A 24,836-nucleotide genomic window follows, 5' to 3' on the forward strand; every position below is an offset into this window, starting at 1 on the left:
AGTTTAAAACACTCCGCTGGCTACAGTTGTGTGACAACGAATTTAAAAGATAGTTACTTGTGTCTGAGCGCGCAGGGAACGAACAGCGCAACCCAACAGGCAATACAAATCTCAGGAGCCTTCTCAGATGTTAGACATGTTATTACAGTGGTATCGTCGCCGCTTCACCGACCCGCAGGCCATTGCGCTGCTGGCGATCCTGGTCGCCGGTTTTTGTATCCTCTATTTTCTGAACGGTATTTTAGCACCGCTGCTGGTAGCGATTGTGCTGGCATATTTACTGGAATGGCCGACCGTGCGCCTGCAACACATCGGGCTTTCACGCACGCTGGCAGTGAGCGTGGTGCTGCTATTGTTTGCAGGGATCCTGATGTTAGGGATTCTGGTTATTGCGCCGGTAACGTGGCAGCAGGGCGTCAATCTGCTGGCGGATTTACCGAGCATGCTTAACCGTTTCTACGATTTTGCCGCCACGTTGCCCAAGCGTTATCCGGCGCTGGTGGATGCAGGCATTATCGACATGATGGCCGAAAATATGCGCAGCAAGCTCTCGGGGCTGGGTGAATCAGTGGTGAAATATTCCCTCGCGTCGCTGGTCGGGTTATTGACGCTGGCGATTTACCTGATTCTGGTGCCGATGATGGTCTTCTTCCTGCTCAAAGACAAAGAGCAAATGCTCAACGCTGTGCGCCGCGTGTTGCCGCGCGATCGCGGGCTGGCAGGGCAGGTCTGGGCGGAGATGAATCAACAGGTCACCAATTATATTCGCGGCAAAGTCCTTGAGATGATTATCGTCGGCGTTGCGACTTATCTGGTGTTCTGGGTGATGGATTTGCGTTATTCGTTGCTGCTGGCGGTTCTGGTAGGGATTTCGGTGCTGATCCCCTACATCGGTGCGATGCTGGTCACCATTCCGGTGGTGATTGTCGCGATGTTCCAGTGGGGGCTCGGCGCAGATTTCTGGACGCTAATCGTCGCCTATCTGGTAGTGCAGGGGCTGGATGGCAATGTGATCGTACCTTTGCTGTTCTCCGAAGCGGTGAACCTGCATCCGCTGGTGATCATCTTGTCGGTGGTGGTGTTCGGCGGTCTGTGGGGATTTTGGGGCGTGTTCTTTGCGATACCGCTGGCGACGCTGGTCAAAGCCGTCGTTCACGTCTGGCCGGATGAATTGCTGAACGAAACGGTCTGAGGCCAACATTATCCCACTCAAATAAAAAAAGCGCGTCTGCGCTTTTTTTTATGAACGTGGATCAGGCTTGAATAATCAGGCCGATTTCTCGTTCAGATAGGCCATCACGATGTCATGGTGATTAGTGGTTTTGAAGTCGTTGAACACTTTCTCAACCTTGCCATTACCGTCGAGCAGGAAGCTGATGCGGTGAATGCCGTCGTAGGTTTTGCCCATAAAGGATTTCTCACCCCAGACGCCAAACGCCTCGCATACCTGATGATCTTCATCGGACAGCAAGGTGAAGTTCAGCAGCTCTTTCTCGGCAAAACGCGACAGTTTTTCAGGTTTATCGGTGCTGATCCCCAGCACTTCTACACCCTCACTTTTCAACTGATCCATGTTATCGCGCAGTCCGCAGGCCTGTACGGTACAGCCCGGGGTCATAGCTTTTGGATAAAAATAGACCAGGACTCTCTGTCCCTGGAAGTCGGCCAGATTAATTTGTTCACCGTCTTGATCGGGTAAACTAAATTGCGGCGCAGGATCACCGGCTTTCAGTGGGCTCATTGTCTTTCTCCGTATCACTTAGCGATTACTGCAGTTTATTTTCATTCTCAGAATAACTAACGACGTTAATACTGCCTTGCGCATTCAGTTCTGTACATAGCTGATGAAAGGCTTGCTCAATAATTACCGGATCGGTATTCGCCGCGCTGTGCGCCGTCATCTGGATAGAGAGCTGCGCGGGCGTGGTGGCATCTGCCGGCCGGGTTTTTGAGGCCAGTTCTGCAATGTTCATCTGGTGCGTGTCGAACAAATCGGTAAAGCGCTCGATCAGGTGCGGAGAGTCTTTGACTTCCACTTTCACCCACACGGTGGCAGGCATCGGCGGGCGAACCGGCGCGCTGGTGCGTTTCATCACGATCAGTAATTCCAGCTCGGCGCCTTTTTGCGGCAGGGTGGATTCAATCAGCGTGATGGCGTTCCAGCTGCCGGAGAGCAGCATGATGAAGGTGAACTCGTCACCGAGCATCGCCAGACGGCTATCCTCGATATTGCAGCCGCAGCTGCTGACCTGGCGGGTAATGGTATTGACGATACCAGAGCGATCGGCACCTAAGGCGGTGATAACCAGATAATGTTGTTGTGGCTGCGGCAAAATGGCTGTTCCTGTCGTGCTTGGGAGTATTCCCAAGGTAAACATAAAAAAAACCGTCGGACAAGCGCTTACAACACGTTGATTGCTTGCTTTTGCAGTGGTGTCAAAAGTACCATGAGTGACCTGTTTGTGGAGGGGAAGGTCAATGTTTACGGGAAGTATTGTTGCACTGGTTACGCCGATGGACACCAAAGGTGCTGTCGATCGCGCGAGTCTGAAAAAACTGATTGATTATCATGTGTCCAGTGGTACTGCGGCGATCGTTTCCGTTGGCACGACAGGCGAGTCGGCTACGCTTAGCCATGACGAACACGGTGACGTGGTCATGCAAACGCTGGAACTGGCCGATGGGCGCATCCCTATTATCGCAGGCACCGGTGCTAATGCCACCGCCGAAGCGATTTCTCTGACGCAACGTTTTGAAAAGAGTGGTGTTGTGGGCTGTCTGACAGTCACACCGTATTACAACCGTCCGACGCAGGAAGGCCTGTATCAGCACTTCAAAGCCATCGCTGAAAACACCTCGCTGCCGCAAATTCTCTACAACGTGCCTTCACGTACCGGCTGCGATATGTTGCCGCCGACCATCGCGCGTTTAGCTAAATTAAAGAATATTGTTGCTGTTAAAGAAGCAACAGGGAACTTAAGTCGTGTTAGTCAGATCCAAGTGCTGGTTGATGATGAAGATTTCATTCTGCTGAGTGGCGATGACGCCAGCGGTCTGGACTTTATGCAACTTGGTGGCAAAGGCGTCATTTCCGTCACAGCCAACGTGGCTGCCCGTGAAATGGCCCAACTTTGTGAACTGGCGGCCAGTGGCAATTTCGCCGAAGCACGTCGCCTGAATCAGCGCCTGATGCCGTTGCATCAGCATTTGTTTGTAGAAGCAAACCCAATCCCGGTGAAATGGGCCTGTAAGGCACTGGGATTGATGGCAACCGATACTCTGCGTCTGCCTATGACGCCGTTAACAGATGCTGCCCGTCCGGTCGTGGAACAAGCATTAAAAAGCGCCGGTTTGCTGTAACTCTTAGGAAGATTTGATGGCCTCTTTATTTGACAAGAATAGTTTCCAGATGACCCGTTTGCAGAAAACAGCCGTAGCCAAAGTGGTCGGGGTTTCCCTGATTATGCTGCTGGCGGCCTGCTCCAGCGACCAGCGCTACAAGCGTCAGGTCAGCGGTGATGAGTCCTACCTCGATGCCCCTGCTCTTAGCGAGCTGAAAGCGCCGGCGGGCATGATTCTGCCTGTGCAGAATGGCACTTACGAAATCCGTCAGGGCGCAATGCAGGGCGCGGTGGGCAAACAGCTCGATATCCGTCCACCAATGCAGCCACTGGCCTTGCTGAACGGTTCACAAACGCAGTTCTCCGGTGACAGCAGTACCGTATTGCTGGAAAACACCGCGCAAAACCGCGATTTGTGGAACAGCGTGGTGAAAGCCGTTCAGCAAAATAATTACAAAATTGCAAACCGCGATGACGCTAACCAGACGCTGACCACCGATTTCGTCGACTGGAATCGTGCAGATGAAGACTTCCAGTATCAGGGCCGTTACCAGATTAGCGTGAAACAGCAGAGCTACCAGTTAGCGCTGACTGTGAAAACGCTTGAACTGAAACAGCAGGATAAAGCGGTGACCGCATCAGCTGAAATCCAGCGTTATAACAGCCAGATGATGAACTCCATCACCTCTAGCCTGGATAAAGTGCAGCAGGATACGCAAGCCCGTCTCGATAACCGTCGCGTTGGCGAAATCGACGTGCAGAGCGGCGCGGATGATACCGGTCTGCCGGTACTTATCGTGCGTTCCAGCTACGGCGTCGTGTGGGATCGCTTACCGAATGCACTGGCGAAAGCCGGCATGAAAGTGACCGACAGCAGCCGTCCGCAGGGGACATTGTCCGTCACCTACAAACCGTTGAATGACGATGCGTGGCAGACACTGGGTGCGAAAGATCCGGGCCTCACTTCCGGTGATTACAAACTTCAGGTTGGCGACCTCGACAACCGCAGTAGCTTGCAGTTCCTTGATCCGAAAGGACATGCTCTCAGCCAGTCGCAGAACGACGCGATGGTGGCGGTCATGCAGGCCGCATTTAGCCAGAGTAGTGCAAAATAATACCAAGGGGCTCCGGCCCCTTTTTACATCTGTTTTTTCCACTGGAGTAAGTAAAGATGCAAAAGTTAGCTGAGTTGTATCGCGGCAAGGCGAAAACCGTCTACACCACTGAAAACCCGGACCTGCTGGTGCTGGAATTCCGTAACGATACGTCAGCACTGGATGGTCAGCGTATTGAGCAGTTCGACCGTAAAGGTATGGTTAACAATAAATTTAACCATTTCATCATGGCTAAGCTGGAAGAAGCCGGGATTCCTACCCAAATGGAACGCCTGCTGTCTGACAATGAAGTGCTGGTGAAAAAACTGGATATGGTCCCGGTTGAATGCGTTATCCGTAACCGTGCTGCCGGATCGCTGGTAAAACGTCTGGGCATTGAAGAAGGTCTGGTTCTGAATCCGCCGTTGTTCGATCTGTTCCTGAAAAACGATGCGATGCACGATCCGATGATCAACGAGTCTTACTGCAAAACTTTCGGTTGGGTGAACGAAGAGCATCTGGCGCGCATGAAAGAGCTGAGCTACAAAGCTAACGACGTGCTGACCAAGCTGTTTGACGACGCCGGTCTGATCCTGGTTGATTTCAAGCTTGAGTTCGGGCTGTTCAACGGTGAAGTGGTGCTGGGTGATGAATTCTCACCAGACGGCAGCCGCCTGTGGGACAAAGAGACGCTGAACAAGATGGATAAAGATCGCTACCGCCAGAGTCTGGGTGGCCTGATCGAAGCTTACGAAGAAGTCGCTCATCGTATCGGCGTAAAACTGGACTAAGCAACGCTTAGTTTTTAGCCCGGACGCGCAATCGTTTCCGTCGCGGGCTTATGCCAGAACGGGTGGTAGTTTCGCCACCCGATTTTTTATCCCGAATTTAATTTTCTCTTTTTCGCCCTGTTTTATTTCATTTAATTCCTTCTGACCTAAAATTACGTCCCTGCGCGGATGGTATTAACCGCGCGCGCTGGCTAGTCTTTATAAAAACAGTCTGGAGGTGGAGTATGCGTTGGCAAGGGCGTCGCGAAAGCGACAATGTAGAAGACAGACGCGGACAGGGATCCAGCAGCGGTGGTCTGGGCGGCGGCGGTATGCGCATCCCTCTGCGCGGCAAAAGCGGCATTGTGATTATCATCGTCGTGCTGGTCGCCGGGTATTACGGCATCGACCTTTCTCCGCTGATTGACGGCGGACAGTCCGGCAATGCACAGCATCAGACGCAATCCCAATCCATCAGCCCGAAAGATGATGAGCAGGCGAAATTCACTTCCGTCATCCTCGCTTCGACGGAAGATACGTGGAAAGAGATTTTCCAGAAACAGGGGATGACGTATCGCGAACCGAAACTGGTGATGTATCGTGGCGCGACCCGCACCGGATGCGGCACCGGACAGTCGGTCATGGGGCCGTTCTATTGCCCGGCGGACAGCACAGTGTATATCGATCTCTCTTTCTATCAGGAATTGCAGAACAAATTGGGCGCGGGCGGTGATTTTGCACAGGGTTACGTCGTCGCCCACGAAGTGGGCCATCACGTGCAGAATCTGCTGGGCATTGAGCGCAAGGTGCGACAGATGCAGCAGGGGGCGTCGCAGGCGGTGGTGAATCAGCTGTCGGTGAAAATGGAATTGCAGGCCGACTGCTACGCCGGTGTCTGGGGGCATTCGATGCAGGAGCAAAATGTTCTTGAAGAGGGCGATCTGAAAGAAGCGCTGAACGCTGCGCAGGCAATCGGCGATGACCGTCTGCAACAGCAAAGTCAGGGGCGCGTGGTGCCGGACAGCTTTACGCACGGCACGTCACAGCAGCGTTATGACTGGTTCAAACGTGGTTTCGATACCGGTAATCCGGATCAGTGCAATACCTTCGCCAGCCGCTGATTTCGCGGCGTCGCGACCATTCAGTTCTGGTCTGCCTGCAAAAACTGTTCAATAATCAACGACCGATACAGAAAGGCTCTGCGGAGCCTTTCTGCCTTTCTGACAGGAAACGCAGGGAACGCTATGGCTTTTCTCGATCCAACCCTTTTGATCTTACTGGTCTTCGCCGGACTGGGCATCATCAGCCACAACAGCGCAGTGACTATCGCGATGTTTTTCCTGCTGACGGTGCGCATCACGCCGCTCAATACCTTCTTCCCGTGGATTGAAAAATATGGCCTGACCATCGGCATTATTATTCTGACCATCGGAGTGATGGCCCCGATAGCCAGTGGAAAAATCAGCGCCAGCACTGTCGTGCATTCATTTTTCCACTGGAAATCCATCGCCGCCATTTTGGTCGGCGTGCTGGTATCGTGGCTCGGCGGACGCGGGCTGACGTTGATGGGTACGCAGCCGCATCTGGTCGCTGGTTTGCTGGTTGGCACGGTGCTTGGCGTCGCGCTGTTTAAAGGCGTGCCGGTCGGGCCGCTTATCGCCGCCGGACTGCTCTCCATGCTGGTCGGGAAAACCTGAGATGACTGCCGTATCGGCCACATCGTTACAACAACAGATGCTGCGCCAGGGCGTGCGGCGGGTGCTGGTGTTCAGCGGTGAAGCGGACTGGTGCATGGCGCAGGCTCTGGAATTTTCGGGCCATAACGCCGGAGACTGGTTGTGGATCAGTGATTCGCCGCCCGTGGCAGTGAGCGCCTGCTCACCGTCTGCGGCGCATTCGCTGCTCGGCCAGGATATTTTGCACGGCATTTTTGATGCCCGCGCCGGGTTGAACGTGGACGCGCTGGCGGCGTTTTCCGGAACACTTAAGGCCGGAAGCTGGCTGATTTTGCTGGTGCCAGACTGGTGTCGCTGGTCGCAGTTGCCCGACGCCGACAGCCTGCGCTGGAGCGAACAACCACAGGCGATCCCCACGCCGCGTTTTATCCGCCGTTTTCAGGCATTACTGGAAAGCACGCCGCACGTCGCGCTGTGCAGGCAACATCATCCTTTTTTACTTTCCCCTTTACCGCCTGCGCATGACTGGCTGCCGCCCGACGGCCAGCCGACGCCTGAGCAGCAACAGATTTTACAGCGGCTGATGGAGGCCAAATCCGGTGTGTGGGTACTGACTGCGCCACGCGGACGCGGCAAGTCGCGTCTTGCGGGAATGCTGGCCGCACAGTGGTCGGGTACCTGCCGGGTAACGGCGCCGGGCAAAGGTGCTGTGAGTCAGATCCTCATTCATGCGTCTGAATCCACCCGGTTTATCGCCCCCGATGCCCTGCTGGCGCGATGCCGTGAAGCCACGGTAGATGATGCCGACTGGCTGATTATCGATGAAGCTGCTGCTATTCCCGCCCCGATGCTGACGGAGCTGGTGGCGGCTTTTCCGCGCATATTACTGACTACCACGGTGCAGGGTTATGAAGGCACCGGGCGTGGATTCCTGCTGAAGTTTTGCGCTTCGCTGCCGCATTGGCACGATCTGCGGCTGACCGCGCCCATTCGCTGGTCGGAACAGGATTTACTCGAACCCCTGATAAGCCAGGCATTGCTGTTCGACGAACCTCTGACAGAGGGTAAAAACACAGGCGAACCCTCTGCTATTTTCTCCCCCGATGCTGAAGACTGGCTGAGCGAACCCGCCCTGTTACAGGATTTCTATGGCCTGCTGACCAGTGCGCATTACCGCACGTCGCCGCTGGATTTACGTCGTTTGCTGGATGCACCGGGCATGACCTTCAGCGCTGCCCGACAGGACGAAACCTTAACCGGCGCGCTGTGGCTGGTGGAAGAAGGTTCGCTGAGCCCGGCGCTTGCGCATGACGTCTGGGCTGGAAGACGACGTCCGCGCGGCAATCTGGTGGCGCAGTCACTCGCGGCCCACGCCGGATTGGTGCAGGCTGCAATATTGCGGTCGCGGCGCGTCAGCCGTATAGCGGTGCATCCGGCATTCAGGCGTCAGGGCATCGCCCGTGCGTTGCTGGCGGAACAAAAACAGCGCGCAACTGAGCAAGGTTTGGATTTCATGTCGGTGAGTTTTGGTTACACCGATGAGCTGACGGCGCTGTGGCAGCAGGCGGGTTTTCGCCTTGCGCGTATCAGCACACAAAAAGAGGCCAGCAGCGGATGTTATGCCGTGATGGCGATATTACCGCTGAGCCCGGGAGGGCAGGCGCTGGCGCAGGCGGCTGAACAACAGCTTCATCGTGACTGGCGCTGGCTGGCACCGCTGATAGACGTTACTTTGCCGCTTCCATTTGCCGCAGAGACAGCGCTCACTGAGGCTGACTGGCGCGAGCTGGCCGGCTTCGCCTTCGCGCACCGGCCGCTGGAAAGCAGTCAGCCGGCGCTTAACCGCCTGCTGATCAACAGTCAGCTGCCACTTACGGCGCTGCGTGCGCACCTGCAGCAAGGGAAAAATGCGGCGGAAGTTGTGCAGGCGGAGGGGATATCGGGGAGAAAAGCGCTCGTTCAGCGCTGGCGACAAGAGACGCAGCAGGCGATGGCGGAACTGGATCCCGCATCGTGTGAACACTGGAGGCAAGGGATTTAGCCGCGCGGAGTCATTGCAAAAAATGGAAAGACACGTTCAATAAATCCCGGTTTCACTGTCCGGCAGGGGGCGTATAGTGGCGGAATTAGCCTAAAACAGGAGAGAACCATGAGCTCAGAACAGATTATTGTCCAGCAGCCGCAAGAGCGTGCAAAACAGCTGATTTTATTATTTCACGGCGTGGGCGATAACCCGATTTCCATGGGCGAAATTGGCAAGTTTTTCGCGGTGCCCTTTCCGCAGGCGCAGGTGGTGAGCATCGGCAGCCCGGATATTTGTGATTTTGGCCGCGGCTTCCAGTGGTTTTCCGTGCAGGGTGTGACCGAGAAAAATCGTCAGCCGCGCATTGATGCCGCGATGCCGCTGTTTATTCAGATTGTGCGTGACTGGCAGCAGAAAACCGGCGTGTCGCCGGAACACACCACGCTGATTGGTTTCTCGCAGGGGACTATCATGGCGCTGGAATCTACCAAAGTGGAAGAGCATCTGGCATCGCGCATCGTCGCGTTCAGCGGGCGTTTCGCCAATTTGCCGGAAAAACCGATTGCCGCAGGTACCGTGGTGCACTTTATTCACGGTGAGCAGGATCCGGTGATCAACCCGTTCCAGTCTAAAACTGCCGCTGAGCGACTGAAATCTTTAGGCAGCATTTGTACCCTGAACATTCAGGCGGGCATGGCGCACGGGCTGGACTCGCAGATGATCAATACCGCCATCTCGCATTTGCAAAACGACCGGCCACAGTGATCTGGTCATCGCCATCAAAAAAGGCAGCCATCCCGGCTGCCTTCATTTTTACCGGCCTTACTTCTTCTTCGGCCAGTCATCGTCTTTATCCCACTCTGCATTATTATCGCGATGAGGCGGGATTTCAGGTTTGTCGTTGAGGTACTTTTTCACATCAACGCGTCGCAGTTCTTTAATGCCGCTGATCAACATCCCGAACAGAATGATCAGAATGATCCACCAGTAATCTTTAATCCACTCCATGGCGTGCTCCTTAAATTGTTATGTAGGTAGGGCGATGAATCTTGGGAAGATAGTCGCGATCTCGCTGATTATCCAGTCGCAGCCCGCTAAATCTTGTCCTTGCCATGCACTGATAAGTACGTCCGGCGTTAGTTGCGCTGCGCACAATGCGGCCAGTGGGCGATAACTCAGATGCCAGGGTTCAATGGCAACGCCGCCACGGTCTTCGGCATACGGTCGGAAAAAACCAAACTCCGCCATATGGTCCGACATCCAACAGTTCAGTGGATAAAAATACCCGCCTGGCTCATATTCCCACGGCTCCAGCTGTAACGTCTTTCCTTCGGGCAGCAGGTGCGGATCATACACATCCAGATCACTGCCCCAGTGGTGACGGCTGGCGCCCGGAAGCGCCGACCAGCGCAGGATAAGCCCGCAGCGTTCGGCATCAGAATACTCGCTGATATCCACCGGCTGACTGTCTTTATCTAATACTGGTCGCTCGCCGCGAAATTTGCCATTCCAGATAGCCTGCTGGCGCTCAAAATCACGAAAAGTGCTGGCAGGCTTTAAATCAAACCCGGCTTCACGGGCTGCCTGCTGCATCCTGGCGAACGCTTCCGCCGCCTGCTTTTGCAGACGGTGCGGCCCGTCGCCCAATGTGACCAGATGCGCGGTTGAGCGCCCGGTCAGCATCTCGTTGGTGATCATGCGACTAACTGTTCCATGATGCGCTGATACATGCGACTAAGCACCTGAAGATCGGCGGCATGTACGCACTCGTTGATTTTGTGGATGGTGGCGTTGACCGGCCCCAGTTCGACCACCTGTGCGCCCATCAGCGCGATAAAGCGCCCGTCGGAGGTGCCGCCGGTGGTTTGCAGCTCTGGCGTCATTTCACTGTAATGGCGGACTGCGTTGACCACCGCATCCACCAGCTCGCCGCGCGAGGTCAGGAACGGCTGGCCGGAGACCACCCAGTTCAGCGTGTATTGCAGATTGTGACGATCAAGTAACTCCGCCACACGCTGTTTGATGATGTCATCGGTCAGTTCGGTGCTGAAGCGGAAGTTAAATTGCACGTACAGCTCGCCGGGAATGACGTTATTACTGCCGGTGCCGGCGTTGATATTGGCGATTTGCATGCTGGTCGGCGGGAAGAATTCATTGCCATTATCCCAGACGGTAGCCACAAGTTCGTTCAGTGCAGGCATCGCGCGGTGCACCGGATTATCGGCCAGATGCGGATAGGCGACGTGGCCCTGAACCCCGTGAATGTGCAGATTGGCGGTCATTGAGCCGCGACGGCCATTCTTTACGATGTCGCCGACGCGTGAGGTGCTTGAAGGCTCGCCGACCAGGCAATAATCCAGACGTTCGTTGCGCTCCATCAGCGCATTGACCACTTTTACCGTGCCGTTAACCGCGCTGGCTTCTTCGTCGGAGGTGATGAGAAACGCCAGACGGCCTTTATGATGAGGATTGGCAGCCACGAAACGTTCGGCAGCGACGACCATCGCCGCCAGCGAACCCTTCATATCCGCCGCACCACGACCATAAAGCATCCCGTCGCGCAACGTTGGCTCGAACGGACCGGTAACCCACAGCTTATGATCGCCGGTTGGCACCACGTCGGTATGGCCGGCAAACGCCAACGTTTTACCTTCACCGCGCGTGGCCCAAAAATTCAGGGTATCGCCAAAAGGCATCAGTTCGATATGAAAACCCACCGCGCGCAGGCGGGCAATCATGATGTCCTGACAGCCAGCGTCGTCCGGGCTCAGGGACGGGCGGCGAATTAACTGTTGGGCGAGATCGACAACGGGGCAGCTCATGTTATTTCACCTCCGCGAGGAATTGCTGATAGCTCTCTGGTTTGAATCCCAGCAGAGACTGGCCATCGGCGGCCAGCAAAAACGGGCGTTTGATGACGGCCGGATGTTCAAGCATCACTTCTTTGGCGCTGGTTTCGTTATCGCAGGCGGTGCGGGTGGCGTCATCAAGTTTGCGCCAGGTGGTGCCACGGGTGTTCAGCATTGCTTCCCAGCCCTGTTTGTCGATCAGCTTTTGCAACAGCGCGTCGTCCAGCCCCTCCACACGATAATCATGAAACTGATAACTGACCGCGTTTTCTTCCAGCCAGCGACGGGCTTTTTTGACGGTATCGCAATTTTTGATGCCATAGAGAATAAATGAGGCTGAAGCTGAAGTCGTTGCCATAGAAAAACGTAACCTGTCAGTAATTATGAACTTTTCACCAGCACAGAATGCTGGCGCGAGGATAGGGCACATAATGAGGCAAAACGCAGGCAGGATCCAGACGGGGCGGGAATGTGATCGTGATTAAAGAAACATGCGAGAAGTTTGGTTTGTACAAAAAACAGACGTATAATGCCCGCGTCCAATAAAGGGGAGTCAAATGTTAGAGCAAGAATTAGGTAACTGGAAAGACTTTATCGACCGTATGTTGAACGCGTAATTGCTGTAAAACTCAGGCCCTTAAAGCAAGACAGATTTATTCGTAGTGTCAGCACGTCATTATAAAAACGTTTGTTCAGGAAGACCATTACGTCCGATTTAGCGACGATTCTTACACCAGTAAATCACTAATAAAAAAGGCGTTAATTCACATTAACGCCTTTTTTGTGGGCTTTTTTCGCCGTTATTTCGCGTCGGCGGGTGCTGTTTCTACGATGTCGGCAATCAGCGGTTCACCGGATTTTCCCGGAAAACGGCGGCGGATCAGCACGAAGAACAGCGGTACGAAGAAGACGGCAAGCACAGTTGCAGAAATCATCCCGCCGATAACGCCGGTTCCCACTGCATGCTGGCTGCCGGAACCTGCGCCGGTGCTGGTCGCCATCGGTAACACGCCGAAGATAAACGCCAGCGAGGTCATCAGGATAGGGCGGAGGCGCATTCTCGAGGCCTCCAGCGTAGCCGCCAGCAACTCCTTACCTCTGACGTTCAGATCATTGGCAAATTCGACGATCAGAATGGCGTTCTTCGCCGACAGCCCGATGATGGTCAGCATCCCGACCTGGAAATACACGTCGTTTTCCAGCCCGCGCATCCATGTGGCGATCACTGCACCGAGCACGCCGAGCGGCACCACCAGCATGACGGAGAACGGAATCGACCAGCTCTCATACAACGCCGCCAGACACAGGAACACCACCAGCAGGGAAATTGCATACAGCGCCGGAGCCTGCGAACCGGACAAACGTTCCTGATATGACAGACCGGTCCATTCGAGGCCAATCCCCACCGGCAGCTTCGCCACCAGTTTTTCCATATTGTCCATTGCCGTACCGCTGCTGACGCCCTCGGCCGGTTCACCGACAATTTCCAGTGCCGAGTAGCCGTTGTAACGCTCCAGACGCGGCGATCCGGTCAGCCAGTACGACGTGGCGAATGCGGAGAACGGCACCATGGTTCCGGCAGAGTTTCGGACATACCAGCGGTTAATATCATCCGGCAACATGCGGAATTTCGCCCCGGCCTGAACGTACACTTTTTTAACGCGGCCGCGATCGACGAAGTCATTGACATAGGAAGACCCCCACGCAGTGCTCAGCGTGCTGTTGATATCAGAGACAGCCACGCCCAGCGCTTGTGCTTTGACCTGATCGATGTCGATTTGCAACTGCGGGCTGTCATCCAGCCCGTTGTGACGCACACGGGTCAGACTGCTGTCTTTGGCGGTCATCTCCAGCAGCTGATCGCGGGCAGACATCAGCGCGGCGTGGCCCAGCCCTGCGTGATCCTGCAATTCCATATCAAAACCGGTGGCACTGCCAAGGCCGTTGATGGCCGGCGGGCTGCTGGCGATCACGCGGGCTTCGGTAATCTTATTAAACTCTTTAGTGGCCTGCTCAATCAGGGCGAACGAGGAGTCGCCCGCGCCGGTGCGGTCATCCCAAGGGGTCAGACGTACGAACATACGCGCCACGTTCTGCCCGTTTCCGCCAGGCCCTGCACCGATGGTGGAGAACACCGACAGCACATCTTTCTTGTCGGTATTAAGAAAGTATTTTTCGACTTTCTCGACCACTTTCTGCGTCTGCTGCAACGTTGAACCCGGCGGCAACTGGATCTGAACGGTAAACACGCCGCGGTCTTCCAGCGGCAGGAATGAGGTCGGTAATTTGATAAACATGAACGCCAGCGCTGCGACCAGCAGCGCATAACCGAGCATCCAGCGCACACTGTTTCTCAGGATACCCGCCACGCCGTTTTCGTAGCGACGGGCGTTGCGGTCAAACATGCGGTTGAACCAGCCAAAGAACCCGCGTTTGCCGTGATGATGGCCCTGTGCAATAGGTTTGAGAATGGTGGAGCATAACGCCGGGGTCAGCGTCAGTGCGACGAACACTGAAAGCACCATGGCTGAGACGATAGTTATCGAGAACTGACGGTAAATCGCGCCGGTGGTACCGCCGAAGAAGGCCATCGGCACAAAGACTGCCGACAACACCATGGTGATCCCCACCAGCGCACTCTGAATTTGCCCCATCGATTTACGTGTGGCGTCTCTGGGGCTGAGCCCTTCCTCGCTCATCACGCGCTCGACGTTCTCCACCACTACAATGGCATCATCCACCAGCAGCCCGATCGCCAACACCATGGCAAACATGGTTAACGTGTTGATGCTGTAGCCGAACTGATGCAGCACGGCGAAGGTCCCGAGCAGCACCACTGGCACTGCGATAGTCGGGATCAGCGTCGCGCGGAAATTTTGCAGGAACAGGTACATCACTAAGAACACCAGCACGATCGCTTCAAACAGCGTTTTCACCACGTCGGTGATTGCCGCTTTAACGAACGGTGTAGTTTCATAAGCGACTTCCGCTTTCAGGCCGTGGGGGAAGTAGTGAGAAAGTTCCTCAAGACGCGCGCGCACGGCTTTATCGGTTTGCAGTTCATTGGCACCTGACGCCAGTTTCACGCCCATACCGGATGCCGCCTGACCGTTGTAACGGCTGAGCAGACTGTAGTTTTCCGCACCCAGACCAATTTCGGACACGTCGCCGAGTTTCACCTGCGAACCATCCTGATTCACTTTCAGCGTGATCTGGCGGAACTGCTCCGGCGTTTGTAGCTGGGACTGGGCGTTGATGGTGGCGTTCAGTGCCTGAAAATCCACTGAAGGCGCACCGCCGAGCTGGCCCACCGCCACCTGACTGTTCTGAGCTTTGATGGCCGCTACTACGTCGGCAGTGGTCAGCTGATAGTTATTCAGCTTGTCCGGATCGAGCCAGATGCGCATCGCGTATTGTGAACCATAGGCATCGATGCTGCCGACGCCGTCCACGCGGCTCAGCGGATCCTGAATGTTTGAGGCCACATAGTCGGCGATATCTTGCTTATCCATACTGCCGTCGGTGGAGACGAACGCCACCATCATCAGGTTGGTATCACCGGTTTTGGACACCGTTACGCCCTGAGTTTGAACATCCTGCGGCAAACGCTTCAGCGCCTGTTGCAGCTGATTCTGTACCTGTTGCAGCGCTTCGTTCGGGTCTGTCCCGGCGGTAAAGCTCAGGGTGATTTGTGATTTGCCATCGTTACTGCTTTGCGAAGACATGTACATCAGATTGTCGAGGCCGGTCATGTTCTGCTCGATAATCTGCGTGACGGTATTTTCTAAAGTTTGTGCTGATGCACCGGGGTAAGTCGCAGAGATACGGACATTGGGCGGAGCCAGATCGGGATATTGTTCGACCGGCAAAAAGTAAATAGCCAGTGCGCCGGATAAGGAAAGGATGATCGCTAAAACCCAGGCAAAAATCGGGCGATCGATGAAAAAATTGGCCATGCGTCAAGAACCTCGTTATCACTCAGGCGGGAGTGAAGAACATCAGCAAACAAACAGAACGTCAGTAATCTGACAAAAAAATCCACTGAGAAGCGTTTCCCAGCGGCAGTACTGTCCAAAGAGGACGGAGCGAGTGTTAGAGTGTAGTTCTACGTCCAAGCACTTTACCTGCTCACATTGAATAAAACGTGGAGAAATAAAGGAGATAATGTAAAAAACCCACTCCTGACACGGGGTTATGTTGCTTAAAATCTTCTACGCTTGGTGTGATCCTTTCCAAATAACACGACCGGAGTACGTTTGATGAATTTGAATTCGGTGTTTGCCCGCCGTCTGTATCTTTGCTGGTTGCTGGAAAATGAACAAAAACCTAATGTGCCGAAGTTGATGGAAATCACCGGCTGGCCACGCCGGACCTTACAGGACGTGCTTAAAGCGCTGCCGGGCATGGGCGTCGAACTCGATTTTGTGCAGCAGGGTATCCGCAACAATGACGGCTACTATCAGCTTTCCAGCTGGGGGCCGCTCGACAGGCAGTGGATTACACGCCATCGTGAACAACTTCTTGAGGCGATTTCGCAAGGATGAGGATAGCAGGGGGAGAATAATCCGGCTAAGATGACGGGCTTCTCTCACTACTTCTGAGCGGGGGCATTGAATGTCATCTCAAGACGATTGTTTATCTGACAAGTCATCAAAGATCGAAAACGTCCAAAGCGAGCTGTTGTCCGACAACTGGTACGTTCTGCGTAAATTCTCTTACGATTTAATCAAGCGCAATGGCGAACGCCAGCCGCAAACACGCGAAGTGTATGACCGGGGCAACGGCGCGACGATCCTGCTCTACAGCAAAATCAAAAAAACCGTCCTGCTGATCAAACAGTTCCGTATGCCGACCTATGTCAACGGCAATGCCACCGGCATGCTGCTGGAAACCTGCGCCGGTCTGCTGGATAACGATTCGCCGGAAGACTGCATCCGCAAAGAGGCAATCGAAGAGACCGGTTTTGCGGTGGGTAAAGTCGATAAGCTGTTTGAGGCTTACATGTCACCGGGCAGCGTCACTGAGATCGTTCACTTCTTCGCGGCGCAGTACGATGAGTCGCAGCGTCAGAACGCCGGCGGCGGGGTAGAGGACGAAGATATTGATGTTCTGGAAGTGCCGTTCGCCGAGGCGCTTGAGATGATCAAAGATGGCCGCATCAAAGACGGCAAAACCATCATGCTGTTGCAGTATGCGCAAATTCAGGGCTGGATGGCGTAACCGTTTTGAAACGGCAATGTGATGAATGAAAAAGGCACCCGCGGGTGCCTTTGGTGTTTTGAGCTGGATTAACGTTTACTGAGCCGCTGCAACCGGCGTGCTGACAGCATGACTTTTGATGGCTGACCAGGGCAGAACCGACCACTCCGGCCCTTCACACGAACGCTGAACCCGGGCGAATGACGGATCAAAATACAGCCCCTTTGGCGTGAAATACCATGCCGGGAACTGCCAGATCTCCGGCTGAGAGTAATCACAATCGTCATCACTCTCTTCGGTCGGTTTCTTCATTTCCTGCGGATAGGCTTCGGTCAGCTGTTTCACCAGCCACGGTGCCCATTTCTTGTCGCGGTACTCGGCGAACGTATCAAAATCCACATCATTTTTGCCGGTAGAGACGCCGTCTTCGGCATTGAGATAATGGAACGGCGTACCTTCGCCGACCCAGACCACATCTTCCAGCGTCAGCGATTCAGCCGTTTTCGCATTCATATTCACCGGCGCTTCGCCGAAATCAGGATGCGCACCGCCGCAGTCGTAGGATGTAAAAATGCTGATACTGACCACGTCATTGCTCAGGAATTTCGGCGTCACGGTCTGCATATATTCCCCTTTGCCGAACCGGCTGGCGCCAAGCATACAGGCATGCCAGCCGCTGACTTCCTGCCACAGGCGGGCGCGCAGCTTTTGGTTGATCGCGTGCAGCGCTGGTTCCGGATAACCGGAGGCAATTTCAAACAGCGTGATTTTGGATTTCGGCTCAGTCCACCATTGCAACTGATAGCCCATGAAGTTTTCGCTTTTACCGGCGGTCAGCTGCAACCCGGAAAGGCGTAAAAACTCATAAGGCTCGGTGTGGGCGAGGGTGGTCAGCCAGGCATCATCCGCCGGTGAGGCGGGGATTTGCGCCGGTTGAAGTTTCACCGGCAGCGTTTTGCCCTGCGGATTGGTCCAGCTCCCTTGCCAGCCACCTTTTTCGTCTTTGGTCAGTGAAAGCTCAGGGCGCGGCGTGTCGTCAAAATCATCCAGCCCTTCCTGAAGTTTGAGTTCCTGACCATCGAGTGCGCCGTTTAACGGCAGATCCAGACGGTATTTCTGATAAAAGTAGCGACCCGTGACTTCATCAGGTTTATTTAAATCCAGCTCGACGACAATAGCGGTTTTACCCAGCGTGCCGGAGTAGACCACCGGCGGCTCTTCCGCCAGCGCAGGCAGGGCCAGCAGGGCTATCAACCAAATCCACAACTTCATCTGTTTCTCCCGGAGAAATGAACATCATCCTTTACGCCATTATTTTTTGTTATAGGCAACGGCGTGCGAAAGCCAGTGTACTGAAAGTTTTGTTACGCCACCATGACGTGATTTGGTTAATGTTAAAAATTTTTCGTGACTCAAAAACCAGTCTGGCAAGGTATCTCTTTCTAAAATCGAATAAAAAAATGCTGCTTTGTTAGCAGTCTCCCCGCAGAGGTTACGCTATTATCAAAAAGATAACTTCGAGAAGAGCTGAACCTCATAATGAGCAGATGGATAACCGCCCCTTTATGCCTGCTGGCCGCAATGCTGACTTTTCGCACGCAGGCCGAACCGATGCAGGCCATGTATAACGACTGGCAGGTAAGTTGCGACAACCTCAATCACTGTACCGCGCGCAACAGCCAGGACGGACAGGAGCTGGTGATGAAGCTCACCCGCGAAGCCGGGCCGGAAGGCAAATCGACAATCAGTATTGATTACCAGCGCAACAGCGATGAGCAGAGCACCGACGCGCCCATCGCTAACCGGTTACAGATGAACGGTAAAACGCTGAGTTTTAATCACCGCGAATGGGATGTCAGTAAAAAACGCCTTTCCACCAGTAACCGTCTGGTGGTCAACGACTTTATCGCCGAAATTCGCGAAGGCAGCAGCATTCAGCTGGCTGGCAAAGCCGATCCCGCACAACCGGTCAGGCCAATGATTTCGCTCAAAGGCCTGAAAGCCGCTTTGCTGGTCATTGACGATCGGCAGGGCCGCGTCGGCACTAAAACCGCCTGGGCGAACCGCGGCAATAAGCCGGTGAGCACCGTGCCGCCAGCCCCGGCAGCGCTGGTGCTGCCGCGTTTTAGCGAACCGCACGCGCTCTCCGAGACGGAGATCTCCGCCATCACGCAAAATGCCGCGACCACCATCGAGAACAACGATTGCAGCCTCGATCCTTCCGAACGCGAAGTGCATATTTTCGCCCTCAGCAATGATAAAGCGCTGATGACCGTTAACTGCGATATGGGGGCCTACAACCTGTTCGCATTAGGGTTCATGGTGTCACGACAGGCTCCTTACAAAATGGAGAACCTGACACTCAATATGCCGTTCAGGCTGGGCGACGACGAACAGTCACCCGAGCTGATTAACGCAGATTTCGATCCAAAAACCGGCATGCTGTCGACATACGATAAAGGGCGCGGGATTGGCGACTGCGGCGTATCTTCGCGCTGGGTGTTTGACGGTAAAGCGTTCAGGCTGGCGGCGTTCGCATCGGAACCGGCCTGCGACGGCTACAGCAGTGGCGGTGAATGGCCGGTGCTGTGGGTGACTCAGAATCCGTAACTTTCTTTACATCACAAAAATGCCCTGCAAGCATGACGCTTTCAGGGCATTTTCTTTTCTATCTTAAAGCGCGGTGAATATTATTCAGCAGACGCTTTAACGACGACCGTGTTGCTGGCAAATTCGACCTGCTGATCGGCTACAATTTTGCAGCGTCTGCGGGTTTCAACTTTACCGTTGACCTTTACCTGGCCTTCGCTAATGACGGATTTCGCACTACCGCCGCTGTCACACCAGCCCATAAATTTGAGCAGGTCGCAGAGTTCAACGTGCGGGTGCTTTTCGAGAAAAAAAGTTTCCATGTATTCCTGACTTTGTTTGGTACGAATGAATTAAGACTTAATGGCGCTGATGTCGTGATATTCCTCGCACGCCTGCAAGGTATTCTGAATCAGCGTCGCGACCGTCATCGGGCCAACTCCGCCCGGCACCGGTGTGATAAAGGAAGCGCGCTCAGCGGCGGCATCATATTCCACATCGCCGACAACTTTACCACTTTCCAGACGGTTAATACCGACATCAATGACAATCGCGCCCGGTTTAATCCATTCACCCGGAATAAAGCCTGGTTTACCGACGGCTACCACGACCAGATCGGCATTTTCGACGTGATGACGCAGATTTTTGGTGAAGCGGTGCGTCACGGTCGTCGTACAACCGGCCAGCAGCAGCTCCATGCTCATCGGACGGCCCACAATATTGGATGCGCCAATCACCACGGCATTCAGCCCGAAAGTATCAATGCCATAGCGTTCGAGCAGGGTAACGATGCCACGCGGTGTGCAAGGACGCAGGGTAGGCGCACGCTGACACAGGCGGCCGACGTTATACGGATGGAACCCGTCGACGTCTTTATCCGGATGAATGCTTTCCAAAACCTTGATGTTATCGATACCTGCTGGCAGCGGAAGCTGTACCAAAATGCCGTCGATTTCGCCGTCATTGTTTAGCTGGTCGATGAGTTTGAGCAGTTCGCCTTCCGTGGTGGTGGCAGGCAAATCATACGAGCGGGAGATAAACCCGACTTCTTCGCACGAGCGGCGTTTGCTGGCGACATAAATCTGTGACGCAGGATTTTCACCCACCAGCACCACGGCCAGGCCAGGGGCGCGTTTACCTTCCGCCAGTCGTTGTTGAACACGCGCTGCAACTTCGTTTCTGACTTGCTGCGCAATCGTTTTACCGTCAATAATCTTTGCTGCCATCAGGGAGTAAATCCATCAATTAATAAATGCAGGGGATGCGCCTATTTTGTCAGAAGCGGCGGGCGCTGTCAGGCGTTGAATGCGAATAACTTTCCCGAAGATTCACTGAGACAGTCTCTTTAAAAGTGTCTATTTTAGAAACAGGGCTTTTTAAATCATAAGGAAAGGAAACAATGACACGCAAAGTGGGGATTATCGGCGCAGGCCACGTGGGCGCAGATGTTGCATTTTCTTTGGTTACACAGGGTTTGTGCGACGTGATTGTTCTGCTGGATGAAGACGAAAAGAAAGCCGCCAGTCAGGCGCTGGAGTTGCGCGACATGGCGTCGCTGACCGCCTCACGCGTTAAGGTAATCACCAATGATTACAGCGAGCTGCACGACGCCAGTGTGCTGGTGATTGCCGTTGGCCCAAAAACGTTACTCCGTGAAGACCGCCTCGAAGAGCTGGCCGAGACTCGCGCCGCCGTGCGGGACATCATTCCCCGCGTGATCGGCAGCGGTTTTGGTGGCGTTATCGTCAACATCACCAATCCGTGCGACGTCATCACTCAGATTATTCAGCAGACCAGCGGTTTCCTGCATTCGCAGGTCTTCGGCACCGGCACGTCTCTCGACACTGCGCGCATGAAACGCGTCGTCGGTGAGTTTTTTGATATCGACCCGAAAAGCGTCACCGGCTACGTGATGGGCGAACACGGCGAATCCCAGTTTGTCGCGTGGAGCACCGTCACGCTCGGCGGACGTCCGGTCGCCGAGGTGGCGGGCAGCCGTGACGTCGACTGGGCGAAAATGAATGACGCCGTACGCGGCGGCGGCTGGGAAATTCTGCAAGGCAAAGGCTGGACCAGCTTCGGCATCGCTACAGCGACGGCACGTCTGGTGGACGCGATTTTGTCCGATGCGCACAGCGTGTATCCGGTTTCGGCATGGGATGAAGGGCTGAACGTCTATATCGGCCAGCCTGCGGTAATCGGCAAGTACGGCATCGTGCAGACCCTGCAACCGGAACTGACTGCCTACGAAAGCGTGGCCTACCATGCGTCGGCACGCGTGATTACTGCGGCGCTGAAGTCAGAGAAATAAGGTAAGCGCCCCACATTGTGCGGCAGGCCAGGCCGGGAAGAACGCCAAATTGTTCAGGTATTAAGCAGAGAGTTCGAAAGCCATTGACTCAACCCGGTCTGCCCGTATAATCCGAACCCGCAACGCTCCCGAATCGGGACAACAATGCGCCCTTAGCTCAGTTGGATAGAGCAACGGCCTTCTAAGCCGTAGGTCACAGGTTCGAGCCCTGTAGGGCGTACCATTATAAATCAAGTAGTTAAGCCTTATTCACTTCACAATCAAAATCCAAAAGTGCCAGATTAGTGACATGAATCGCCATAACGTCATCGATTTTGCGTGCGTGCTCGGTCAGGTGATTTGGTGACAGGTGTGCATACCTGCGTACCATCTCGATAGATTCCCAACCTCCCATTTCCTGCAATGCAGAAAGTGGCACTCCAGCCTGAACCAGCCAACTTGCCCAAGTGTGCCTCAGGTCGTGGAAACGGAAATCTGTAATACCTGCCCGCTTTAAACCAGTTCTCCAAGCCGTGTTATCATCAACGCGCATCTTTCTCACCTCGGCAGTCTTTGTTCCATCAGCGCGGTGCCATGCTGTATTGTGAACAAACACGAACTTGTGGTGACGACCAATCTGCTCTTTCAGGACTTTGCATGCGGTATCATTCAGTGCGACGCCAATAGCCTTGCCCGCCTTGGCGTTTTCCGGATGTATCCATGCAACCTTCCTCTGCATATCAATCTGCACCATTCCAAATCCAAAATGTTAGACCTGCGCAGTCCTGTGGCCAGCGCGAAGATCACAATCGGTTTGAAGCTGTCAGGCATACATTCGATGAGTGTTAATGCCTCTTCGCGTGTCAGCCATTTGACGCGGCGTGAGATTGGCTTTCTCGTCTTGATGACGGGTGCCTTGCTTAGCCATTTCCATTCATCGGCGGCGATCCGAAATAATCCGCGAATGAATGAAAGGTATTGGCTGCGCGTGGCCGCTGAAATCAGCTTCTCTTTGTACTCAGGTACTGGCTTTCCTTTCCTCAGAGCTGCATCCCTGCGCGATTCCCATATCTGCTTGTGCTTCCTGTTACCGAACTTCAGAAACAAGCCATTGGTGAGTATGCGGGCGCCCTGTTCGATGCTAAGCAAAAACAGGCAGACCTCAACGCCGCTATTGCTGCTGACCCGGTTAGAAACGCTGACAAAACTTACTCTGATGCAACCAAGCAGCTAAAACGCCAGCTTGACGAGGGGATCGTTGACCAGCAGCAATTCAACCAGGAGTCGTTGAAGCTAGCTCAAGACCATGCGAATGATATCGCCAAGGCCAATGCAAACTCTGTTGTAACACCTGCAGCCGAGGCCGCTGGCACTGTTGACCCAGTTCAGCAGTTGGCAAATGAGAACGCCAAGAAATTAGCGCTCATTCAGCAATTTGAAACCAATAAAACCCTCACCGAGCAGCAAGGTATAGCTCTGCGAAATGCGGCAAATACCGTCTATGAGAAGCAGCGTACGGATGCAATGTGGGAGTTGTATCGCAACCAGAGCGTGACTAATGAATTAATGGCATCAGCTGTTGATGGATTTGCTAGTCAAGCAGCCAGCTCACTAACAGGATTGATAGATGGTACTCAAAGCGCATCTGAGGCGTTCCAAAACTTAGGAACATCCATTATCAATAGTGTTATTCAGGCATTGGTGGAAGTTGGCATTCAATACCTGAAAAATGCGGCAATGGCGATGATTGCAGATAAAATGCAAGCTAACTCGTCAAGCGCTGCGGCAACCCAGACGGCGACAGCATGTGACCTGCCCCCAGGATTAGATACAACGCTCACTTAGTAATGTCGGATCCTTCACTCTCAGAATTACCCTTTCTCCAGGCCGCCGCAAATTCAGACGGCGTCTGATAATTCAGCGCGGAGTGCGGGCGGCACTCATTATAATCCTGACGCCATTCACTGATGGTTTTCCTGGCATGACTGACGTCACTGAACCAATGTTCATTCAGGCATTCATCGCGAAAGCGTCCGTTAAAACTCTCAATAAATCCGTTCTGTGTAGGCTTGCCGGGCTGGATAAGCCGCAGTTCTACGCCATGCTCAAAGGCCCATTGATCGAGCGCGCGGCAGGTAAATTCCGGGCCTTGATCAGTTCTTATCGTAGCCGGGTAGCCGCGAAACAGCGCAATGCTGTCCAGAATACGCGTGACCTGCACACCCGAAATCCCAAAGGCAACAGTGACCGTCAGGCATTCCTTCGTGAAGTCGTCCACGCAGGTAAGGCACTTGATCCTGCGACCGGTGGCCAATGCGTCCATGACGAAATCCATCGACCAGGTCAGATTGGGCGCCGCCGGACGGAGCAGCGGCAGACGTTCTGTAGCCAGCCCTTTACGACGTCTTCTGCGTTTTACGCCCAGGCCACTGAGGTGATAAAGCCGGTACACGCGCTTATGATTAACATGAAGCCCTTCACGGCGCAGCAACTGCCAGATGCGACGGTAGCCAAAACGCCTGCGCTCCAGTGCCAGCTCAGTGATGCGCCCTGATAAATGTGCATCTGCAGCCGGACGCTGAGCCTCATAGCGGCAGGTCGACAGGGATAAACCTGTGAGTATGCAGGCACGACGTTGCGACAGACCGGTCGCATCACACATCAACACCACGGCTTCCCGCTTCTGGTCTGTCGTCAGTACTTTCGCCCCAGAGCCACCTGAAGCGCCTCCTTATCCAGCATGGCTTCGGCAAGCAGCTTCTTGAGTCTGGCGTTCTCTTCTTCAAGCGACTTCAAGCGCTTAACCTCAGGCACCTCCATACCACCATACTTCTTACGCCAGGTGTAAAACGTGGCATCGGAAATGGCGTGCTTGCGGCAGAGTTCACGGGCGGATACCCCGGCTTCAGCCTCGCGGAGAATACTGATGATCTGTTGGTCGGAAAAACGCATCTTCATGGGGATGTCCTCATGTGGCTTATGAAGACATTACTAATATCGGGGTG

At 54.3% G+C, this 24,836-nt stretch carries 25 protein-coding genes, 1 tRNA gene and 1 pseudogene; 15 read left to right on the plus strand and 12 right to left on the minus strand.

The genetic code is table 11. From position 1 onward, the window contains the following. Positions 1–127: 127 nt before the first annotated feature. Entirely contained in the window at positions 128–1,192 is a 1,065-nt protein-coding gene (locus ACMHLI_RS02865) for an AI-2E family transporter (protein ID WP_413528167.1), read from the plus strand. A 75-nt stretch (positions 1,193–1,267) separates the two neighbouring features. Here the strand turns inward: ACMHLI_RS02865 and bcp are convergent, their stop codons facing one another. Together bcp and ACMHLI_RS02875 are read right to left on the minus strand one after the other, a co-directional pair. Further along, positions 1,268–1,741, minus strand: a complete 474-nt coding sequence (gene bcp / locus ACMHLI_RS02870; protein WP_413528168.1) for a thioredoxin-dependent thiol peroxidase — start codon at positions 1,739–1,741, stop codon at positions 1,268–1,270. Between the two features lie 25 nt (positions 1,742–1,766). Then, entirely contained in the window at positions 1,767–2,333 is a 567-nt protein-coding gene (locus tag ACMHLI_RS02875; protein WP_413528169.1) for a glycine cleavage system transcriptional repressor, read from the minus strand. A gap of 145 nt (positions 2,334–2,478) precedes the next feature. Here ACMHLI_RS02875 and dapA point away from each other — a divergent pair, with 145 nt between their 5' ends. From dapA to ypfH, 7 genes are all read left to right on the plus strand, one after another. Further along, a complete protein-coding gene (gene dapA, locus ACMHLI_RS02880) occupies positions 2,479–3,360 on the plus strand; it encodes a 4-hydroxy-tetrahydrodipicolinate synthase (protein ID WP_413528170.1) in 882 nt (293 codons plus the stop codon). A 16-nt stretch (positions 3,361–3,376) separates the two neighbouring features. After that, positions 3,377–4,456, plus strand: coding sequence for an outer membrane protein assembly factor BamC (bamC, locus tag ACMHLI_RS02885; RefSeq protein WP_413528171.1), 1,080 nt, complete (start codon positions 3,377–3,379; stop codon positions 4,454–4,456). 56 nt (positions 4,457–4,512) lie between these two features. Beyond that, positions 4,513–5,226 (plus strand): phosphoribosylaminoimidazolesuccinocarboxamide synthase, encoded by a 714-nt coding sequence (gene purC, locus ACMHLI_RS02890; RefSeq protein WP_413528172.1) that lies wholly within the window; start codon positions 4,513–4,515, stop codon positions 5,224–5,226. Between the two features lie 224 nt (positions 5,227–5,450). Then, complete coding sequence (locus ACMHLI_RS02895) at positions 5,451–6,326, plus strand: neutral zinc metallopeptidase (RefSeq protein WP_413528173.1); 876 nt, start codon at positions 5,451–5,453, stop codon at positions 6,324–6,326. A gap of 123 nt (positions 6,327–6,449) precedes the next feature. Then, entirely contained in the window at positions 6,450–6,902 is a 453-nt protein-coding gene (locus ACMHLI_RS02900; RefSeq protein WP_112168621.1) for a DUF441 domain-containing protein, read from the plus strand. Position 6,903: 1 nt separating this feature from the next. Continuing rightward, the gene (locus ACMHLI_RS02905; protein ID WP_413528174.1) at positions 6,904–8,922 is read left to right on the plus strand and encodes a tRNA(Met) cytidine acetyltransferase TmcA; all 2,019 of its coding nucleotides are present in this window, start codon (positions 6,904–6,906) and stop codon (positions 8,920–8,922) included. Between the two features lie 108 nt (positions 8,923–9,030). Further along, a complete protein-coding gene (ypfH, locus tag ACMHLI_RS02910; protein ID WP_413528175.1) occupies positions 9,031–9,669 on the plus strand; it encodes an esterase in 639 nt (212 codons plus the stop codon). Positions 9,670–9,726: 57 nt separating this feature from the next. Here ypfH and ACMHLI_RS02915 read toward each other — a convergent pair whose 3' ends face one another. From ACMHLI_RS02915 to ACMHLI_RS02930, 4 genes are read right to left on the minus strand one after another with little or no spacing between them, the layout of a single operon-like run. Continuing rightward, positions 9,727–9,912, minus strand: coding sequence for a YpfN family protein (locus tag ACMHLI_RS02915; protein ID WP_112168618.1), 186 nt, complete (start codon positions 9,910–9,912; stop codon positions 9,727–9,729). Between the two features lie 18 nt (positions 9,913–9,930). Then, complete coding sequence (locus tag ACMHLI_RS02920; RefSeq protein WP_413528176.1) at positions 9,931–10,602, minus strand: M15 family metallopeptidase; 672 nt, start codon at positions 10,600–10,602, stop codon at positions 9,931–9,933. Beyond that, on the minus strand, positions 10,599–11,726 hold the full coding sequence (gene dapE, locus ACMHLI_RS02925; RefSeq protein ID WP_413528177.1) for a succinyl-diaminopimelate desuccinylase: 1,128 nt from the start codon (positions 11,724–11,726) through the stop codon (positions 10,599–10,601). The genes ACMHLI_RS02920 and dapE overlap by 4 nt, the downstream gene beginning before the upstream one ends. A 1-nt stretch (position 11,727) precedes the next feature. Continuing rightward, a complete protein-coding gene (locus ACMHLI_RS02930) occupies positions 11,728–12,111 on the minus strand; it encodes an ArsC family reductase (protein ID WP_413528178.1) in 384 nt (127 codons plus the stop codon). A gap of 199 nt (positions 12,112–12,310) precedes the next feature. On the opposite strand from ACMHLI_RS02930, the gene ypfM reads away from it, so the two are divergent. Next, positions 12,311–12,370 (plus strand): protein YpfM, encoded by a 60-nt coding sequence (ypfM, locus tag ACMHLI_RS02935; RefSeq protein ID WP_112168684.1) that lies wholly within the window; start codon positions 12,311–12,313, stop codon positions 12,368–12,370. A gap of 183 nt (positions 12,371–12,553) precedes the next feature. On the opposite strand, the gene acrD is transcribed toward ypfM, so the two are convergent. Further along, positions 12,554–15,709 (minus strand): multidrug efflux RND transporter permease AcrD, encoded by a 3,156-nt coding sequence (acrD, locus tag ACMHLI_RS02940; protein WP_413528179.1) that lies wholly within the window; start codon positions 15,707–15,709, stop codon positions 12,554–12,556. Between the two features lie 303 nt (positions 15,710–16,012). Here acrD and ACMHLI_RS02945 point away from each other — a divergent pair, with 303 nt between their 5' ends. Both ACMHLI_RS02945 and nudK read left to right on the plus strand, forming a co-directional pair. Further along, entirely contained in the window at positions 16,013–16,297 is a 285-nt protein-coding gene (locus tag ACMHLI_RS02945) for a winged helix-turn-helix domain-containing protein (protein WP_413528180.1), read from the plus strand. Positions 16,298–16,367: 70 nt separating this feature from the next. After that, positions 16,368–16,973 carry a GDP-mannose pyrophosphatase NudK gene (nudK, locus tag ACMHLI_RS02950; RefSeq protein WP_413528181.1) on the plus strand — a complete coding sequence of 202 codons (606 nt, stop codon included), beginning with the start codon at positions 16,368–16,370 and terminating at the stop codon, positions 16,971–16,973. A 75-nt stretch (positions 16,974–17,048) separates the two neighbouring features. Here nudK and ACMHLI_RS02955 read toward each other — a convergent pair whose 3' ends face one another. Then, positions 17,049–18,224, minus strand: coding sequence for a hypothetical protein (locus ACMHLI_RS02955; RefSeq protein ID WP_413528182.1), 1,176 nt, complete (start codon positions 18,222–18,224; stop codon positions 17,049–17,051). A 267-nt stretch (positions 18,225–18,491) separates the two neighbouring features. On the opposite strand from ACMHLI_RS02955, the gene ACMHLI_RS02960 reads away from it, so the two are divergent. Next, entirely contained in the window at positions 18,492–19,562 is a 1,071-nt protein-coding gene (locus ACMHLI_RS02960; RefSeq protein WP_413528183.1) for a DUF1176 domain-containing protein, read from the plus strand. An 80-nt stretch (positions 19,563–19,642) separates the two neighbouring features. Here the strand turns inward: ACMHLI_RS02960 and ybcJ are convergent, their stop codons facing one another. Both ybcJ and folD read right to left on the minus strand, forming a co-directional pair. Beyond that, on the minus strand, positions 19,643–19,864 hold the full coding sequence (gene ybcJ / locus ACMHLI_RS02965) for a ribosome-associated protein YbcJ (protein ID WP_112164341.1): 222 nt from the start codon (positions 19,862–19,864) through the stop codon (positions 19,643–19,645). A 30-nt stretch (positions 19,865–19,894) separates the two neighbouring features. Then, positions 19,895–20,767 (minus strand): bifunctional methylenetetrahydrofolate dehydrogenase/methenyltetrahydrofolate cyclohydrolase FolD, encoded by an 873-nt coding sequence (gene folD, locus ACMHLI_RS02970; RefSeq protein WP_413528184.1) that lies wholly within the window; start codon positions 20,765–20,767, stop codon positions 19,895–19,897. 173 nt (positions 20,768–20,940) lie between these two features. Between folD and ACMHLI_RS02975 the strand changes: the two genes are divergently transcribed. Further along, positions 20,941–21,852 carry an L-lactate dehydrogenase gene (locus ACMHLI_RS02975; protein WP_413528185.1) on the plus strand — a complete coding sequence of 304 codons (912 nt, stop codon included), beginning with the start codon at positions 20,941–20,943 and terminating at the stop codon, positions 21,850–21,852. A 146-nt stretch (positions 21,853–21,998) separates the two neighbouring features. Then, positions 21,999–22,075 (plus strand) — tRNA-Arg (locus ACMHLI_RS02980). A 15-nt stretch (positions 22,076–22,090) separates the two neighbouring features. Here the strand turns inward: ACMHLI_RS02980 and ACMHLI_RS02985 are convergent. Next, positions 22,091–22,920 (minus strand): annotated as a pseudogene (locus ACMHLI_RS02985) (tyrosine-type recombinase/integrase); the annotation flags it as partial. Between ACMHLI_RS02985 and ACMHLI_RS02990 the strand changes: the two are divergent. Next, on the plus strand, positions 22,909–23,676 hold the full coding sequence (locus ACMHLI_RS02990) for a hypothetical protein (protein WP_413528186.1): 768 nt from the start codon (positions 22,909–22,911) through the stop codon (positions 23,674–23,676). The pseudogene ACMHLI_RS02985 and the gene ACMHLI_RS02990 sit on opposite strands and share 12 nt — an antisense overlap. On the opposite strand, the gene ACMHLI_RS02995 is transcribed toward ACMHLI_RS02990, so the two are convergent. Beyond that, positions 23,669–24,789 (minus strand): IS3 family transposase gene (locus tag ACMHLI_RS02995; RefSeq protein ID WP_413528187.1). Its coding sequence is split into 2 segments (ribosomal slippage): positions 23,669–24,531 and positions 24,531–24,789, totalling 1,122 coding nucleotides; the frame shifts between segments, so codons are not numbered across the junction. The two genes, ACMHLI_RS02990 and ACMHLI_RS02995, sit on opposite strands and share 8 nt — an antisense overlap. Positions 24,790–24,836: the final 47 nt, after the last annotated feature.

Source organism: Rahnella inusitata (assembly GCF_965118895.1).
Lineage (GTDB): Bacteria > Pseudomonadota > Gammaproteobacteria > Enterobacterales > Enterobacteriaceae > Rahnella > Rahnella inusitata_A.